This is a genomic window from Pedobacter sp. R20-19, from assembly GCF_000708265.2.
Taxonomy (GTDB): Bacteria; Bacteroidota; Bacteroidia; order Sphingobacteriales; family Sphingobacteriaceae; genus Pedobacter.
Map to the genome: position 1 here is coordinate 255,941 of NZ_JCKI01000008.1, position 15,691 is coordinate 271,631.

A 15,691-nucleotide genomic window follows, 5' to 3' on the forward strand; every position below is an offset into this window, starting at 1 on the left:
AAATTATAGCAATTAAACGGTTTTGTCTCTGTTGGATGGATCAACCTGTTCTCCATCAACGCCATCTTTACCATCCTTAAATTCTTTAACACCTTTACCCAAACCTCTCATCAGCTCAGGAATTTTTTTACCACCAAATAATAAAAGTACCACTACAGCGATAATGATAATTTCTGGCGTTCCAAGCATTGCTGCTATTGTTGTATTTAACATAATTTTTTGTTTAAACTTTTTGACTGTCAGTTACAATATTGTGATCGATGGGTGTGCTTGACGGATGATTTGCCGCTGGTGCTACTTTTTCATCTACCGGAGCGGTTTCTTCAGTTGAATGTTGAGGCTGATTATTGTTATTGGCCACTTTTTCTTCAGCTTCTTCCTTATCTAAATCCATTGCATTAATATTTCTATGGATCTCACGCTTCACTCCATCAGAGGCATCTTTAAATTCTCTGATTCCTTTTCCTAAGCCTCTTGCTAATTCAGGCAATTTTTTACCTCCGAACAACAAAAGAACCACTACTAATATGAGTACGATCTCCGATCCACCCATATTTAAAAACTCTAATAACGTGCCTTGATACATCACTAATCTATTTTATACAAATATAAACATTTTACAACTCTGTTCGCTCTTATTTACTAATCCACGCTTCCGGATTTAAAGCGCCCTGCCCTCTTCTAATTTGAAATTTTAAAATGGCATCATCACCAGTATTTGCAACGGTACCAATGGTTTGCTTGGTATCTACAGAATTACCTACACTTACACTCACTCCTCTTAAATTCTGGTAAACTGTAAAATATTCGCCATGATTAATTACTACAGCCGTTCTACCCATTATATTTTGAACCATTACAACTTTCCCTGCAAATACAGCTCTTACGGCAGCACCATCTGCGGTGGTAATGTCTACACCATCATTAGAATATGAAGCCTGATCCACCTTATGCAATCCAAACCTTTCAGTAATGGTTCCATTGGCTACCGGCCATGGCAGTCTTCCCCTGTTATTTTCAAATCCTGCAGAAAGCCTTGCTGCTTCAGGTGTTGCGGTTAACAATTCTGAAGTACTTTTCTCCCGTGTTGCAGGTGCAGTACTGGTTGCCGGAGCAGGTTTATTTTCTGCCTTTGCTTTTGCTGCCGCAGCACGTTCTTCAGCCAAACGTTTAGCTGCTGCTATACGGGCCTCTTCTGCTGCCTTCCTTCTGGCTTCTTCAATAGCTCTTTGAATGGCTGCTGCAATTGCCCTGTTAATTTGTGCCTGCTCTTTTTTCTTCGCGTTAATATCCTGCTTAAATTGTCGCTCTTGCTTGGTGAGGTTATTTAAAGCCACCGACTGCTGTTTTTTATCTTGCCCCAAACGGTCTTGCTCTCTTTCCTGTTCTTTTAACAGATTACTTTTCTCTCTCAGGGTTTTATCCAACACCTTGATTTTTCCGTTTAAATCTTGCTGGGTATTTTCAATGTATCCGGCCTGCTTTTTACGATATTGGCTAAATTGCTGTAGATATTTGATTCTTTTATAAGCCTGATTAAAATCTCTTGCCGCAAAAATAAACATCATCTTTTCATAGGCATTTCTATTCCGCTGTGCAAAACGGATCATACCTGCATATTCCTTTTTAAGATCGCCAAGCTGGCCTTGTAATGTATGTACGGTATTTGTGTTCTGAGAGATTTGGTTATCCAGATTTTTTATTTCCGAATTAATGGTTCCAATCTTATCCTGACGAAGACGGATTTGCGCATTAATGGCATTAATTTGCTGCAAGGTTAATTTTTTACCATTGGCAGTTTTATTTAAATTCTTTTGTAGCTGTTCAATTTCACGCTGTATAGCTTCTTTTTTCCTTCTTAACTGACTTTCGGTTTGTGCACTGGCTGAAAAGGCAAAAACGCTTAAAAACAGGATAAATATGATCTTATGTAGCTTCATTAATTCAAAAGTATAAAAATTTTATAGTAAAAGACATTAAAATTTAGATACTAAAGCCTTTACAAATAATCTTCACCTCATCTTCATCAGAGAATTTTTCTTCATTACAAAAACAGTCACCAAATAAGACGCTAAAAATTTAACCTCATAATTTGATGACTGCTTTAAAGGTATATCCTGCCGTGGCAGAAGATATTACTTCACTAACTTATAACTGCCTGGAACTTTAAATGGAAACTCTAGCGGAATATTTCCATCGATTTTCACAAATTGCAAATCAATATTTATTTTTTTCATTCCTGAAAGTGTATTGATTTTAAGGGCACTAGGAAATAATGATTCATTTAATTTCTGGTAATCGGTATAATTTACTTTTAAAGCCTGCCCGGATTTTACATCATTTAAATTGGTTTCCTCTACCTTTAAAAGTGTATTAAAAAGCAATCTATAATCTAATCCCTCTCTAGCTCCCGATACTACCCATACACCATTTTCCTGCTTTAAATCTGATTCAGTTGTTAAGAAATCACCCATTGCATTACCTGTTAATATGGCTTGAAGTGTATTAAAATTAATTTGCTTATTGGTAAAGTTGTAGATGTAACTAAAAGGCTTGCTAAGGTATTCACCTTTTTGCCGATTCATAATTTTAATACTATCTGGTGTTATTAATGCCCTTGCTGGCTCATAAGCTCCTCCCAATGCGGTAATACTCACCCATATCATTTCCTTATCCTTCATCCGGAAATTCATGGTCACATCGTTTGCATTACCCGCAATATCCAATGTTGCTTTTGCCTTAAGAGAGAGGGTAGTAAATTTAAGCTGCTTACTATTTAACAAAGCTAAGGCTTCTGCCTTGGTGTTATCTGTTTTCACTTCTGTAGTTACCGGAGGGGCAATAACAATTGCTTTTTTAGGCTTACAGGCCGATATAGAAATAACAGTTCCTATTAATAGCAAGCTATTTAAAATACTTCTTCTCATTAATTTTTTTGTTTAATACTTCTGATGTGTTTCCAGCTTCTTTTGCTTTTTGCCACTGCTTCAGCGCAGTTTCCTTATCGCCTTTCATAAACAGGATATCACCATAATGCTCTAAATAAACACCATTCTTATTTGTATTGTTTTGCAATGCTTTTTCAATCCAAACCTTAGCCAAATCATATTTATGCTGCTTAAACAAGATATAGGCATAGGTATCTGTAATAGATGAATTAGCAGGCATTGCATTGGCAGCAGTTTCTGAATACTGAGCGGCTTTTACCAGATCATCATTTTTTAGCGCCAGATAATACGCATAGTTGTTCATGATAAAATAGTTATCCGGTTCTATTGCAATAGCCTTTTCGAAGGCTGTTTTTGCCGATGCAAAATTATTCTGATTAATATAAATATCGCCTTGAAGCGCGAAAACCTGTGCCTGCAAACTTTTATTATCTACCTCTAACTGTAATGCCGTTTTCAAATTGCTTTGGGCCTGATCTAGCTTACCGGTTTTAAATAAAGCATATGCAGTATAATAATATAAGCTGGCCTGGTTAGGATAAACGGTTAAAGCCTCATCACCTGTTTTCACGGCATCTGCATAGTGCCCCAATAGCGTTTGAATATTTACAATTTGCTCCCAAACAGCATAAATCTGCTCATTTAATTTTAGAGCAGCCTGGTATTGAACCAATGCTTCATTTAATTTATTCTGCTGGTATAACACATCCCCATAAAGTGCAAGTACTTTGGCATCAGTATTATTTTTTTCTGCCAGTAGCTTACTTAATAGCGTAACATTTTCTGCAACTATCGGTTCTCTTAATTTAGGAAATAGTGCCGCAATGATTTTAATTTTTTCGTTTAAAGGCATTTCTGCACTTTCAAAAGCCAACTTTAATGATTTGAATGCCAAATCATCGTTTTTTTGTTTCCTGTAAAGATCTGCAAGTGCCAGATTAACTTCAAAATGATCAGGCTCTACCTGCTGTGCCTTTAATAGCACTTTCATTGCTTCAGTATCATTTCCTTTCTGAAGAAGCAATCCTGCAGCATACAAGTAGTTTTTAATATCAGCCTGATTACCTTCTAAAAGTTTCACGATATCACTTTCAGTTGCACCTTTATTTCCCTGCAATCGCCTTTTTGCCGCCAGCAATTCGCTTGATTCTCCAAATTTAGCCAAAATCTCATCATAGGTTTGATGAGCAGCTTCGGTTTGATTGGATAAAAACTGGGCATTGGCTTTATCAAAGTAATAAGCATCATTTTCAGGATCTATGCGAATCAGCTGATTAAATACTTCAATCAATTCAGGCATTTTATTGGTTCGTTTATCAACCTCTGCCAACAAACGCAGATACCATTTATTATTAGGTTTAAGTTTTATCGCTTGTCTGATATTTGATTCAGCTTCTGATAAGCGTTCTAACCGCAGGTTTGCATTCGCCAGTTCAAAATAAGCAGCATCGTTATTTACATCTGCACTAATAACCTTATTGAAACTGGTTATGGCTGCAGTATAATTTTCAGTCATTTTATCACGCAGGCCGGCAAAAAACAATTGTTTTACCATATTGCTATCACGAGCAGTAGCCATAACAGGAACCTGGGCGAAAGTTTTTCCGCCAAAGGTTAACAGTGCAAGAAAAATGTACCTTTTTATCATATATCAAAAAATGAAGGATTGAATTAGTGAAGGGTAAAAATATTTAAGGTTTTAAAATTCAAAATTCTTTCATTTAAAACTCAATCACTCTTTCATTCAAAATGCCCTCATTCAAAATTCTATCTATCTCTCATTCAAACTTAACTTTTCCCGGTGTGGCCATACCCGCCTTCGCCCCTGGCCGTCTCTTCAAGCGTTTCTACAGCCAGCCACTGCACGGTTTCATGTTTTGCAACAACCATCTGTGCAATGCGATCTCCATCTACAATTTTAAAATCTGTATCTGATAAGTTTACCAGAAGCACCTTCAATTCTCCACGATAATCTGCATCAATGGTGCCTGGCGCATTTACAATGCTGATACCATGCTTATATGCCAAACCACTTCTTGGTCTGATCTGCGCTTCATAACCAATTGGTAATTCAATAAATAGACCTGTAGAAATCAGTTGACGCTGTAGTGGTTTAAGTATAATTTCTTCGTTGATAGAGGCCCTTAAATCCATTCCCGCAGCATGAGCCGTTTCATATTGTGGTAATGGATGTTCTGATTTATTAATGATTTTGATTTCCATTGATGTGAGAAGAATAATTTTAAAGATTAACTGACAAATAAAACCTTACCGCTTCAAAATTTTCATTAAATCGTTCTTTTCAAAATAAGCAACACCGCAAACAAAAGCTACCAGCATGGCATTTCCGATGTAGATATTTTTATTAAAAATAAAGAACGATGAAAATACGATAATTGTCGAAACAATTAAATAGGCTAAGATCTTTTTCAGGTTATAAGGAATAGGATAATACTTTTGTCCTAAAACATAAGAGATAACCATCATGGTACCATAAGTAGCCATTGAAACCCAGGCAGAGCCCATGTAACTATATTTCGGAATCAGAATTACATTAAAAACAATAGTGATTGCCGCTCCAACTAAAGAAATATACAAGCCAAATCGTGTTTGATCAGACAATCGGTACCAAATGGAAAGGTTCATATAAATCCCTAAACAAACGTATCCTACCAGGAGATAAGGAACAGCAGGTAATCCTACCCAGTATTCTGCCAGATGTGCTTTATCTCTACTGATAAAGTATTTTAAAATTTCAATGTTTGCCGTTAAAGCCACAAAAAGAATTGAAAGTGCAATAACAAAGTACTCCAGTATTTTAGCATAAGTAACCTTTGCATTTTCATTTTTAGCATAGCTAAAGAAAAAAGGTTCTGCACCCAGGCGAAAAGCCATATTGAAAATACTGAGAAAAATAGCCAGTTTGCATACTGCCCCATAAATACCTACCTGCGCTTCGGTTGTATATCGATCCAGCAAGATTTTATCTAAATTCTCATTAACAATGAAAGATAAATTTGCAACAAGAACAGGCCAGCTATACGACAGCATATTTTTAAACAGTACGCCATCAAATTTGAACTGCACTTTTAAAAACTCCGGCACTAATAATAGAAAAGTGACGGCACTGGCAATCAGGTTTGAGATGAATACGTAACCTACCCATTTATCTCTAAACCAACTTTGAAAAAATTCATGCCCGGGTAAGTCATGCTTAATAATTAAGGGAATACCATAGATAAAAAACAAGCTTAGCAGTACGTAACTCAAGATATTTACGAACTTAATAATGCTGTACCTGAAAGGTTTCCCATCGGCCCTGATTCTTGCAAAAGGGATTACGCAAATGGCATCAGAAAACAATAACCAAAGAAAGTATTGCACATATCTTTTTTGATCCTGATAATGTGACATATGATTATTTAAGAGCCATTTGGTAATGGGTTCAGTAAAAACAAGCCCCGTAACTAAAAATAACACAGAAATAAATGCAACAATTAAAAATGAATTATTGTAAACCTGATCCTTCCTGTTTTCATACTTATTTAAATAACGAAAGAAGGTGGTTTCCATACCGAACGCAAGAATAGCATTCGTCATAGAAGCATAGGCATACATTTTTGTGAATACGCCTAAAGCTGCTGCGCCATAACTTCTGGTAAATATTGGCGTTAAAATAAAGTTCAATAATCTTGAAGCTATGGTACTGATACCATAAACCATTGTTTGCCCAAGAAACTTTTTATATACAGACAATTGATTTTAGATTTTAGATTTTAGATTTTAGTTTGAAGGTTATTCAGCATGCTAAAATTAAAATCGATTTAATAATAATGAGATTTTAAGTTTTAATTGTAATTCTTTCAACTAAAATCATCAGGTATTTTTACCAGAGCAAGTTCTTTTTGACCACTTCGAAATTGCGAAAATCTTTAGGAGCTCCATCACTCACCTCAACATTTTCTACAACAGATTTATCTGGCCCTTCCTTACACCAATCTACAAATGCATCCAGAATATACTGTTCAGCTTCGGCCTCAATGTATACTGAACCATCTTTTTCATTCTTTACAAAGCCTTTTATACCCATTTGGTCGGCCACAGCTTTTGTACTGGCCCTGAAAAACACCCCCTGCACTTTACCCGTTACTTTGATATCGATATGTTTCATCATAAGGCAAAGTTAATGCTTTTGAGTCAGGTTAAAATTGTTTTTTAAGTGCTAACCGCCCAAATAAAACCAAAGCAAAAAGCACCGCGAATATAGCATATAGGATAAATGGTATAATGAGGATGGAAGCATCGGTATGTTTTAAAAAATATTTGGCTATCGCTAATCCTCCGACCACAAAATGCAAGGTATTTCCCAATGAAACCGGTTTACTGTAGATCCCGCCAATCAGGTTGGCTTTTGCTGTCCAGTTTAAAAAAGCAAAGGCAATATAAAGTGCGCCAAGCAAGTGGATGATCATAGCCAATAACGCATTGTTTTCAAAAGAAAAATATTTTAAAACATTTTCAGGTGCAAATGAGCAAACTACACCTGCAAGCCCCAGAAAGATACTACTGGCCATCATTAAGTATTTGGTATTCATGATAATTTTAAATGAGATAAGCGATTTTTTTGATTGATGAAATCCTTCCAGATTTCATCCAGAATTTGGGCGGCGGGTTTAATTTCATTGAGCATTGCAGAAACCTGACCAATTTCCAATTCTCCATTTTCCAGATCACCTTCAAACATACCCAGTTTTGCCCTTGCTTTCCCTAAAAGTGTCATTAATTTTGTTCGGTCAGCGCCTTCAGCTTCTGCCTGCGCAACAACATCTGCAAATTCATTTTTGAGCAATCGCACGGGCACCAGCTTCTTCATGGCTAGCCGGGTATCACCTTCAACAGCCGAAATAATTTTATTTTTAAATGCTATATGAGCCGATGATTCTTCGGCAACCGCAAAGGCAGAACCAATTTGTACCGCATCAGCACCCAGCGCAAAAGCAGCAAGCATCGATTTACCACTGGCAATGCCACCCGCAGCTATAACCGGAATCTGTACAGCTTCCTTAATCATAGGAATTAAACACATGGTGGTGGTTTCTTCTCTGCCGTTATGTCCTCCAGCTTCAAAACCTTCGGCTACAATCGCATCTACACCGGCTTCCTGTGCTTTTCTTGCAAACTTAATGTTGGCAATCACATGCACAACCGTAATTCCTTTTTGTTTTAAATGGCTTGTCCAGGTAGCAGGATTACCTGCAGAGGTAAAAACGATTTTTACTTCCTCCTTGATTGTGATATCAATAATTTCCTGAATGTTTGGGTACAATAAAGGAATGTTTACGGCAAAGGGTTGATAGGTAGCCAATTTGCATTTTTGAATATGTGTTCTTAAAACCTCAGGATACATGGAACCTGCACCAATAATGCCTAAGCCTCCGGCATTAGAAACTGCAGCAGCCAGTTTCCATCCGCTGCACCATACCATACCCGCCTGAATAATGGGATATTTGATATGGAAGAGTTTGCAGATAGAGTTCATAAGCGATGCTGATCAATGATAATGTCCACGAAGGGAGTGAAAGATTATCATTTCTGATTGAACTTCACAGATTAAACGGTGTTCTCGATTTATTCTTCTAGACCAGTTTCCTGATTGTTCGTATTTGAGTGCTTCTGGTTTGCCAATTCCATCGAATGGTGTTGCCTGAATATTCTCTAAAAGACTTCGGATTTTTTTTAGAATAGCCTGATTGCCTGATTTTTTAAAATAGTTTAAATCATCAAGAGCAATAAGTGTAAATTCTATTTCCATACCTCATCCAAATTCACCTTAACAGTTTTACCTTCTTTAGCCTGTTGTTTGCTAACTTTCATTTTCGCTGTGAACTCAGCATTGTATGGTTGCTTATTTTCCTCAAACGAAATATTAAAAGCTTTCATAAAAGCTTTAAGCGCTGAAAGTTGCTCTTTGTTTTCAAGATGTACGATCAATGTTCCCATATATTCAAAATTACGTAAAACTTATTGTGGAACAAATAGATCAAATTTTTAGTTTATTAAGCTAATTTTATAATCTGATCACTTTGAATAATAAAATCTTCCGATAACTGGATCAGATTTAATCCGGGTCTTTTACCCGGTTCTACTGTACCTAATTGTGCATTCAATCCAAGAAATTCAGCGCCATTAATCGTTGCCCATTGCAAAAGCTTTTCAAAAGCTACTTTTTTGTGTTCTTGTAAAGTTTTCATTTCGGCTAAAATATTCAGCTGATGATTACTGGCCAAACTATCGGTTCCCAAGGTAATTTTTAAATTTTCCCGAACGAGTAAATCAACATCCGGTAATGAATTTTCGATATATAAATTAGCCTGCGGACATAAACACCAATATAAATTGTGGTGGTTTCGTTTTGCAAAGGTGATGTCGTCCAGATCTGAAACCGTATTATGAACCAATAGTGTTTTTTGTTTTTTAATATAGGGCAACCAGGTTTGCAGGGAAGTTTTCTCTGACGGCATAAAAAAGGAAATATCTAATCCGAGAAACTTATAAAGGTCCAGGAAACCACCTGACTTATTTTCAAAAAACAAATTTTCATCAGTAGTTTCCTGATTATGAATACTCAAAAGGGCATTATCTTGTTCTGCGGCTTCATTAATTAATTTAAAAAGTTCTGGCGATACCGAATAGGGCGCATGTGGCACCACTGAGGCAGACAAAGGCGAAAACTGATTTTTGATCTCATTTGCATCATTCATTGTAGCATTTGCTCGTTCAGGGTTAAAGCTTAAAGCCTCAATAAAAGTATGATAATGAATTTTGCTTTGCTGCTTAACTCCTTTTGATGTGATTTGATTGGAAATATCACCTACTGCTACAATGCCATTATCGAACATCTGCTGATCAGCAGCTTGCATTGACATTTCAATTTGTTCAGCCTCGGCAAACCTGCTTTTAATAATACTTTGAACAAAGTTCACTAAACCAGTTTGCTCCGGAATTTGCCCGATCATATGGGATAATTCCAAATGACAATGGGTATTTATGAAACCTGGAACAATGGCTCCTGTGTATTTCTGATGTGTTACATTAAGTTCACTTATCTGTTCGGCAGTGTAGATGCCGATAACTGTTCCATTTTCATCCATTGAAATGCCACCATTTTTTAAAGGCGGTGAGCTTACAGGAAAGATCCAATCGGCTGAAAAATATCTTAGCATAAAGCGAATTTAGGATTTGTAATTTTAACGAATAGTAAAATGCCGGAAGAAAATTTTGGCTTTTGAAATAATTTAAAATTGTAAAATCTACAATCGTAAATAAAAAAGAGCCTCCTATCGGAATCGAACCAATGACCTACTGATTACAAGTCAGTTGCTCTACCAGCTGAGCTAAGGAGGCTTTTATCGGGCTGCAATGATAGAAAAAAATATTCTTCGGAGGAAATTTATTTTAAATTTTTATAGTGTTTAACTGCTGAAGCTGCTATGCAGAAACGAATATAAGAGGAGCTAATCTAATAAGAAGTCCATACAGTAGACTCTTGTACAGTAATAACAAACTCTCGTCATTGTCCGAAGCAATCTATTTAGCAAAAGAGATTGCTTCACTCCAGCGCTAAATCCCACCTTCAGTTCGCAATGACAATACCTAAGGGATCGTCCTCCTGAACTTGATTTCAGGATCTTATCAAAATAGTTGCTGAACTAAATTTAATCCGTAGCTTTCCGCTGCGCTACAGGTCAGAATGACGAATGGGTTGAGGAATTCCCTCAAAAACCGTCATTGCGAAGCAAATTCTTCATTTGCTGAAGCAATCTACATCGAAGATTGCTTGTAAAGCAGATTGCTTCTTCATGCCACCTTACAATGATGAATCACAAAACCAACTTGTAGTCAATACCCACAACTTGTGGAGAAATTCCACAATAAATATTTTTTGGCATAAACATAAATAACTGACAAACAAATACTTAAATATTAACCCTTACTTTGGCATCATTATGAAACATTAGCAAGTATTGTTACACATATTAAATATTAAAATTTATATACTATGAAAAAGTTCATTTTATCAGCTACATTCTTAGCGTTCGCAGGGTTCTCAGCAGTACAAGCAAGTGAAGTAAATACAATTAAAAATCCTGCAATTGTTGCAGTTCAAGATAGTGCAGTAAAAACTCCAGTTAAAATAGAAGAGCTTCCAGAACCAGTAACTACAGCATTAAAGTCAGATGCTTATAAAGGATGGACAGCTACTGAAGCATGGGCAGTTAAAGAAGGTGCAAAAGAGTATTTCTTAATCAATGTTAAGAAAGAAGCAGAAACCGGATCAGTAAAAATTGACAAAGAAGGTAAACCAGTTCAATAATTAAATTGCCAGAAGGTATAATCAACCATAAGCGTAGCCTGAGGGCTACGCTCAACTAAAACGAATCACGAAACTATTAAATAGTTTCATCAACCTAAAATTTTAAAAAGATGAAAAAGTTAATTTTATCAGCTGCGTTCTTAGCCTTTGCAGGATTCTCAGCAGTACAAGCAAGTGAAGTAAATACAATGAAGAATGCTGCAATTGTTGCAGTTCAAGATAGCGCAGTGAAAACGCCAATTAAATTGGAAGAATTACCAGAGCCAGTAACTACAGCATTAAAATCTGATACTTACAAAGGCTGGACAGCTACAGAAGCTTTCGCAGTTAAAGATGGTACGAAGGAATATTTCGTGATCAATGTAAAAAAAGAAGCTGAAACTGGTTCGATTAAAATCGATAAAGACGGTAAACCAGTTGAATAATCCCTAAATATTACATCTACCTATTATAAGAAAGCCAGTTTTTAACTGGCTTTTCTTATTTTTGTTGTATGGCGAAAATCCTGATTTTAGAAGACGATACAACATTTGCACAATTGCTGGAAGGTTTTTTGACTAAACATGGGCATGAAATCACCCTGGCAACACATATCAAACCTTCTTTCAAATTAATTGAGAATGAAACATTTGATTTATTTTTAACTGATTACCGCCTACCTGATGGAATTGGTTTTGAAGTAATTACGCACACCCGAGATCTGGGTATTTCTACACCCATTATCATCATGACCAGCTTTAATGATGTACGCACAGCAGTAAAATCTATGCAGATGGGTGCTTTTGATTACATTACAAAACCAGTTAACCCGGATGAACTTTTAATGGTAATTAAAAATTCATTGGTAAAAAAAGAATCAAAAGATATTAAAATTGAAACTGCGGATGCAGATCTGATTAAAGGTAAAAGTGCCATTGCCGATAGGTTATATGAACACATTGACCTGGTTGCACCCACAGACATGTCTGTTATTATTCAGGGTGAAAGTGGTACAGGAAAAGAATTTGCAGCCAGAACACTACATCAGCAGAGCAAACGGGCAGGTAAGCCTTTTGTAGCTATTGATTGTGGTGCTTTATCAAAAGATTTAGCGGCAAGCGAATTGTTCGGGCACGTTAAAGGCGCCTTTACAGGTGCATTAAATGATAAAAAGGGCCAGTTTGAAGCAGCAAATGGTGGCACTTTATTTTTAGATGAGGTGGGAAATCTGAGTTATGAAGTACAGATTAAGTTGCTTCGGGCCCTGCAAGAGCGGGTGATTCAACCTCTAGGAAGCACTAAACAAGTTTCCGTTGATGTTCGGATCATTACAGCCACCAATGACGATTTATTAAACAGCATTTCCAGTGGCGAATTTAGAGAAGATTTATACCATCGCCTAAACGAATTTAAAATTCAGTTACCCCCACTGCGCAACAGGGGCAGTGATTTAGAATTATTTATCAATCATTTTGTACAACTATCCAATCGTGACCTGGAAAGAAATGTGAAAAGTATTTCTGCAGAAGCAAAATCTCTATTGCTAAATTATGATTGGCCGGGAAATTTAAGAGAGCTTAGTAATGTAATTAAACGCATGGTATTATTAACGCCTGGCGAAGTAGCCCAGGTTAATGCCTTGCCAGATGAAATGATGATTTCTGTTAACCAGCAAACTATGCCGGGAAATGCTTCAGATTTAAAGGCTGTAAATGAGCAGAATGAAAAAACTTTAATCGCCGAAACCTTAATTAAGGTAAAGCATAACAAATCTAAAGCGGCTAAAATGCTTAATATTGATCGAAAAACGCTTTATTCAAAAATGGAGCGATACGGAATTGAGTAAGCTAACCATCAAATAAGACACGCAAACACTTACGATGTCTCGCCAGCTGTTTCCATTTCCTTTAATACCACAACTAGCGCATCCAGCTTGGTCAGTTGATTCAATACTTCTGCCTTAATTTGCTGGTTCAAACCATTATCTGCAATTTCTATTTCAAGTTGTCGCAATGCCTGCGACAGTGTTTTGGAACCCATTTGTGCAGTTCTCCCAGCAATGCGGTGAACAATTAGCCTGCTTTTATCCTGATCGTTTTCGTCCAGGTGCATTTTTAATTCTGCAGAATCACTGATACAGTCCTGTTTAAATCTTGATAATATTTTTTCAAGCATCTGCTGATCGCCGAAAGTCATTTTTTCTATTGATGAAAAATCAAATTCAGGCGGTTTACTTTCAATCTTTTTCTTATCAAAAATAGACAGTAAATCTACTGCGCGGAAAGGCTTCATAATTAATCCGTCAAACCCTTCACTTAAAACCATTTCCCGCTCCTCTGGCAATACCTGGGCAGTAATGGCATAGAATTTAACCTCATTTGGTAGTTTTTTCTTCAGGATATGACAGAGTTCCAGCCCGGTCATTTCAGGCAATCGCATATCCACTAACACATATTTTAGTTGAGAATCAGCTTCCTCATGAAGGATATCAGCAACTTGGTTAAAACTTTTGAAGGGAATATGATTCTTTTCAAAAATTAATCCGCAGAGGTCAAGAATTAACCTATCATCATCAATCACCCAAACCATTCCCGGATCCACGATAGCATAGTGTTCCAAATCAAGCGGATCAATCATTTTTTCTGAAGTTTCGAGATAGGTAAGGTAAATATTAAAGGTAGTACCTACTCCAGGTTTACTCTTCACATGGATTCTTCCGCCTTGCGCATCAATTAATGCTTTTACGATAGGCAAACCTAGGCCCGTTCCGGTTTGATTAAGCACGTATTGTTCCGGCGATTCAATCTGTTCAAATTCATTAAAAATTTTAGGAATATCCTTTTCATCAAAACCTATTCCCGTATCTTTTATCGTAAAATTAAAGTGAAGATTTCCATTTTGCTTTTTGCAAGATACATTAAGCGTTATTGCTCCCTTCAAGGTAAACTTTACTGCATTTCCAAGTAAATTAAAGAGAATCTGCTTTAGCCGGAAAGCGTCTCCGCTAACAAATTCAACATCACCTAAATCTAAATTGATCACCAATTGCAGTAATTTCTGCTCGGCCAGTGGACGAATTACTGAAGTGACTTCTCCTAAAATTTTCTTGATATCAAAAACCTGGTTATTAAAGCTAAACTCACCAGAAATGATGCGGTTATAATCCAACACTTCGTTTACAATTTGAAGCAAATGAATAGAGGATTGATAGATGGCCTCAACATCTTTTTTCTCTGGATGGTTTTGTTGTGAAATTAACTCAGCATAACCCAAAATAGACTGTAAGGGAGTTCTGATCTCATGACTCATATTCGATAGAAACCGTTGCTTCGCCTTGCCGTGGTATTCAGCCAGGTCTTTAGCTTCTTCTAATGCTTTACGGTATTTATTGCTTTTTGTAATATCTGTAAGAATAAGGTAAAGCAAGATGACGGTGAGGAAAAAGAAAATGATAATAATTACAGTAATCTGGGTGATCCCATCATTTACAACTTCCTTCGCCTGAATGCCGTTCAAATCTACCTGTGCTACCGCTTCACTTTCAACTTCCCTTAAAATCTGGAGCATTTGATTAGTAAGGGCATTACTTGCATTAGACAGATCTGCTTCACGTTTTAAAAATTTCTGGCTCTTCTGACGTTGCTCCAGCTCGATATTTTTTAAAGAGCCAGTCATACTTTTCATAATACTGTCTTCAGCTTTAGCATTCAGCGTATCACGTTTTACTTTAAACTCTTCGTTAATGATTTTATAAACGTCAGCTTTCTTTTTTCCAAAAAGTTTACTCAAAAAACCTCTTGATTTCTCTTCTTCTTCAGGCGCAACAGTAGTGGTTGAGGTAGTGGTTTCTGTAGTTAAAACAGCGCTATCAGTTTGCCGCGAACGTGTAGCCACCAATTCATTAAGTTTCTGCACTTCGTTAGAAAAAGACTTGGTATTCACCAAAGTTTCGCGAACTTTTAAATAAGCAATAAACTGTTTGTCGCGTTCTACCAGCAAGCGCTTAATGGATTTAATCCTGGTGAGCTGTAAGGAATCTCCCGTGTAAAGTTTACGAAGGGTATCTAAACTCGACCTCAGTTTTCTTGATTCGCGCAAAAAGCTATTATTGCCTTGCTTGTTGAAAGCTTCGTCTCTTTGCAATTGGTCAAGCCGGGCAATTTTATGCGACAAGTCATTTACAATTCGGAGCCTGTCATTCGGAGCAGAAATTTCTTCAACTGTATTCAGCATTCTGGTGAAGGCAAACTTGCTGATCCCCCAGGCCAACAGCAAGGCAAAACAAGCGAATAAAAATCCGATGATGACTTTACTTTTTACTGCCCGGAAAAAACGCTTCTGAATTGCGGCTGCCATGAACTGTAGATTTGTGTCTTCATATTTAACGAAA

17 protein-coding genes and 1 tRNA gene are annotated in these 15,691 nt (G+C 36.8%); 3 read left to right on the plus strand and 15 right to left on the minus strand.

Translation table 11 applies throughout. The annotated features are described in order from the left end of the window. Positions 1 to 12: 12 nt before the first annotated feature. From AN34_RS17975 to AN34_RS18040, 14 genes are all read right to left on the minus strand, one after another. Positions 13 to 213, minus strand: a complete 201-nt coding sequence (locus tag AN34_RS17975; protein WP_029287719.1) for a twin-arginine translocase TatA/TatE family subunit — start codon at positions 211 to 213, stop codon at positions 13 to 15. A gap of 10 nt (positions 214 to 223) precedes the next feature. Then, entirely contained in the window at positions 224 to 586 is a 363-nt protein-coding gene (locus AN34_RS22025) for a twin-arginine translocase TatA/TatE family subunit (protein ID WP_029287721.1), read from the minus strand. Positions 587 to 635: 49 nt separating this feature from the next. Further along, positions 636 to 1,940, minus strand: coding sequence for a murein hydrolase activator EnvC (locus AN34_RS17985; RefSeq protein WP_029287723.1), 1,305 nt, complete (start codon positions 1,938 to 1,940; stop codon positions 636 to 638). A 195-nt stretch (positions 1,941 to 2,135) separates the two neighbouring features. Then, positions 2,136 to 2,927, minus strand: a complete 792-nt coding sequence (locus AN34_RS17990; protein WP_029287725.1) for a DUF4292 domain-containing protein — start codon at positions 2,925 to 2,927, stop codon at positions 2,136 to 2,138. After that, the gene (locus AN34_RS17995; protein ID WP_029287727.1) at positions 2,905 to 4,596 is read right to left on the minus strand and encodes a lipopolysaccharide assembly protein LapB; all 1,692 of its coding nucleotides are present in this window, start codon (positions 4,594 to 4,596) and stop codon (positions 2,905 to 2,907) included. The genes AN34_RS17990 and AN34_RS17995 overlap by 23 nt, the downstream gene beginning before the upstream one ends. A 140-nt stretch (positions 4,597 to 4,736) precedes the next feature. Further along, on the minus strand, positions 4,737 to 5,171 hold the full coding sequence (dut, locus tag AN34_RS18000; protein WP_029287729.1) for a dUTP diphosphatase: 435 nt from the start codon (positions 5,169 to 5,171) through the stop codon (positions 4,737 to 4,739). A 45-nt stretch (positions 5,172 to 5,216) separates the two neighbouring features. Further along, the gene (locus AN34_RS18005; RefSeq protein ID WP_029287731.1) at positions 5,217 to 6,704 is read right to left on the minus strand and encodes an oligosaccharide flippase family protein; all 1,488 of its coding nucleotides are present in this window, start codon (positions 6,702 to 6,704) and stop codon (positions 5,217 to 5,219) included. Positions 6,705 to 6,834: 130 nt separating this feature from the next. After that, a complete protein-coding gene (locus tag AN34_RS18010; protein ID WP_029287734.1) occupies positions 6,835 to 7,119 on the minus strand; it encodes an acylphosphatase in 285 nt (94 codons plus the stop codon). Between the two features lie 31 nt (positions 7,120 to 7,150). Further along, positions 7,151 to 7,543, minus strand: coding sequence for a hypothetical protein (locus AN34_RS18015; protein WP_029287736.1), 393 nt, complete (start codon positions 7,541 to 7,543; stop codon positions 7,151 to 7,153). Continuing rightward, positions 7,540 to 8,487: a nitronate monooxygenase family protein gene (locus tag AN34_RS18020; RefSeq protein WP_029287738.1), complete on the minus strand. Its 948-nt coding sequence runs from the start codon at positions 8,485 to 8,487 to the stop codon at positions 7,540 to 7,542. The genes AN34_RS18015 and AN34_RS18020 overlap by 4 nt, the downstream gene beginning before the upstream one ends. A 12-nt stretch (positions 8,488 to 8,499) precedes the next feature. Continuing rightward, positions 8,500 to 8,760, minus strand: a complete 261-nt coding sequence (locus tag AN34_RS18025) for a Txe/YoeB family addiction module toxin (RefSeq protein WP_029287740.1) — start codon at positions 8,758 to 8,760, stop codon at positions 8,500 to 8,502. Then, positions 8,751 to 8,948 carry a DUF2683 family protein gene (locus AN34_RS18030; protein ID WP_029287742.1) on the minus strand — a complete coding sequence of 66 codons (198 nt, stop codon included), beginning with the start codon at positions 8,946 to 8,948 and terminating at the stop codon, positions 8,751 to 8,753. The genes AN34_RS18025 and AN34_RS18030 overlap by 10 nt, the downstream gene beginning before the upstream one ends. 56 nt (positions 8,949 to 9,004) lie before the next feature. Next, on the minus strand, positions 9,005 to 10,171 hold the full coding sequence (locus AN34_RS18035) for an amidohydrolase family protein (protein WP_029287744.1): 1,167 nt from the start codon (positions 10,169 to 10,171) through the stop codon (positions 9,005 to 9,007). A gap of 108 nt (positions 10,172 to 10,279) precedes the next feature. After that, positions 10,280 to 10,352, minus strand: a tRNA-Thr gene (locus AN34_RS18040). 655 nt (positions 10,353 to 11,007) lie between these two features. On the opposite strand from AN34_RS18040, the gene AN34_RS18045 reads away from it, so the two are divergent. From AN34_RS18045 to AN34_RS18055, 3 genes are all read left to right on the plus strand, one after another. Continuing rightward, positions 11,008 to 11,322: a hypothetical protein gene (locus AN34_RS18045; protein WP_029287747.1), complete on the plus strand. Its 315-nt coding sequence runs from the start codon at positions 11,008 to 11,010 to the stop codon at positions 11,320 to 11,322. A gap of 110 nt (positions 11,323 to 11,432) precedes the next feature. Beyond that, positions 11,433 to 11,747 carry a hypothetical protein gene (locus tag AN34_RS18050; protein ID WP_029287749.1) on the plus strand — a complete coding sequence of 105 codons (315 nt, stop codon included), beginning with the start codon at positions 11,433 to 11,435 and terminating at the stop codon, positions 11,745 to 11,747. Positions 11,748 to 11,815: 68 nt separating this feature from the next. Further along, positions 11,816 to 13,147, plus strand: coding sequence for a sigma-54 dependent transcriptional regulator (locus AN34_RS18055; protein ID WP_029287752.1), 1,332 nt, complete (start codon positions 11,816 to 11,818; stop codon positions 13,145 to 13,147). Positions 13,148 to 13,176: 29 nt separating this feature from the next. Here the strand turns inward: AN34_RS18055 and AN34_RS18060 are convergent, their stop codons facing one another. Then, positions 13,177 to 15,657: a hybrid sensor histidine kinase/response regulator gene (locus AN34_RS18060; RefSeq protein WP_029287754.1), complete on the minus strand. Its 2,481-nt coding sequence runs from the start codon at positions 15,655 to 15,657 to the stop codon at positions 13,177 to 13,179. Positions 15,658 to 15,691: the final 34 nt, after the last annotated feature.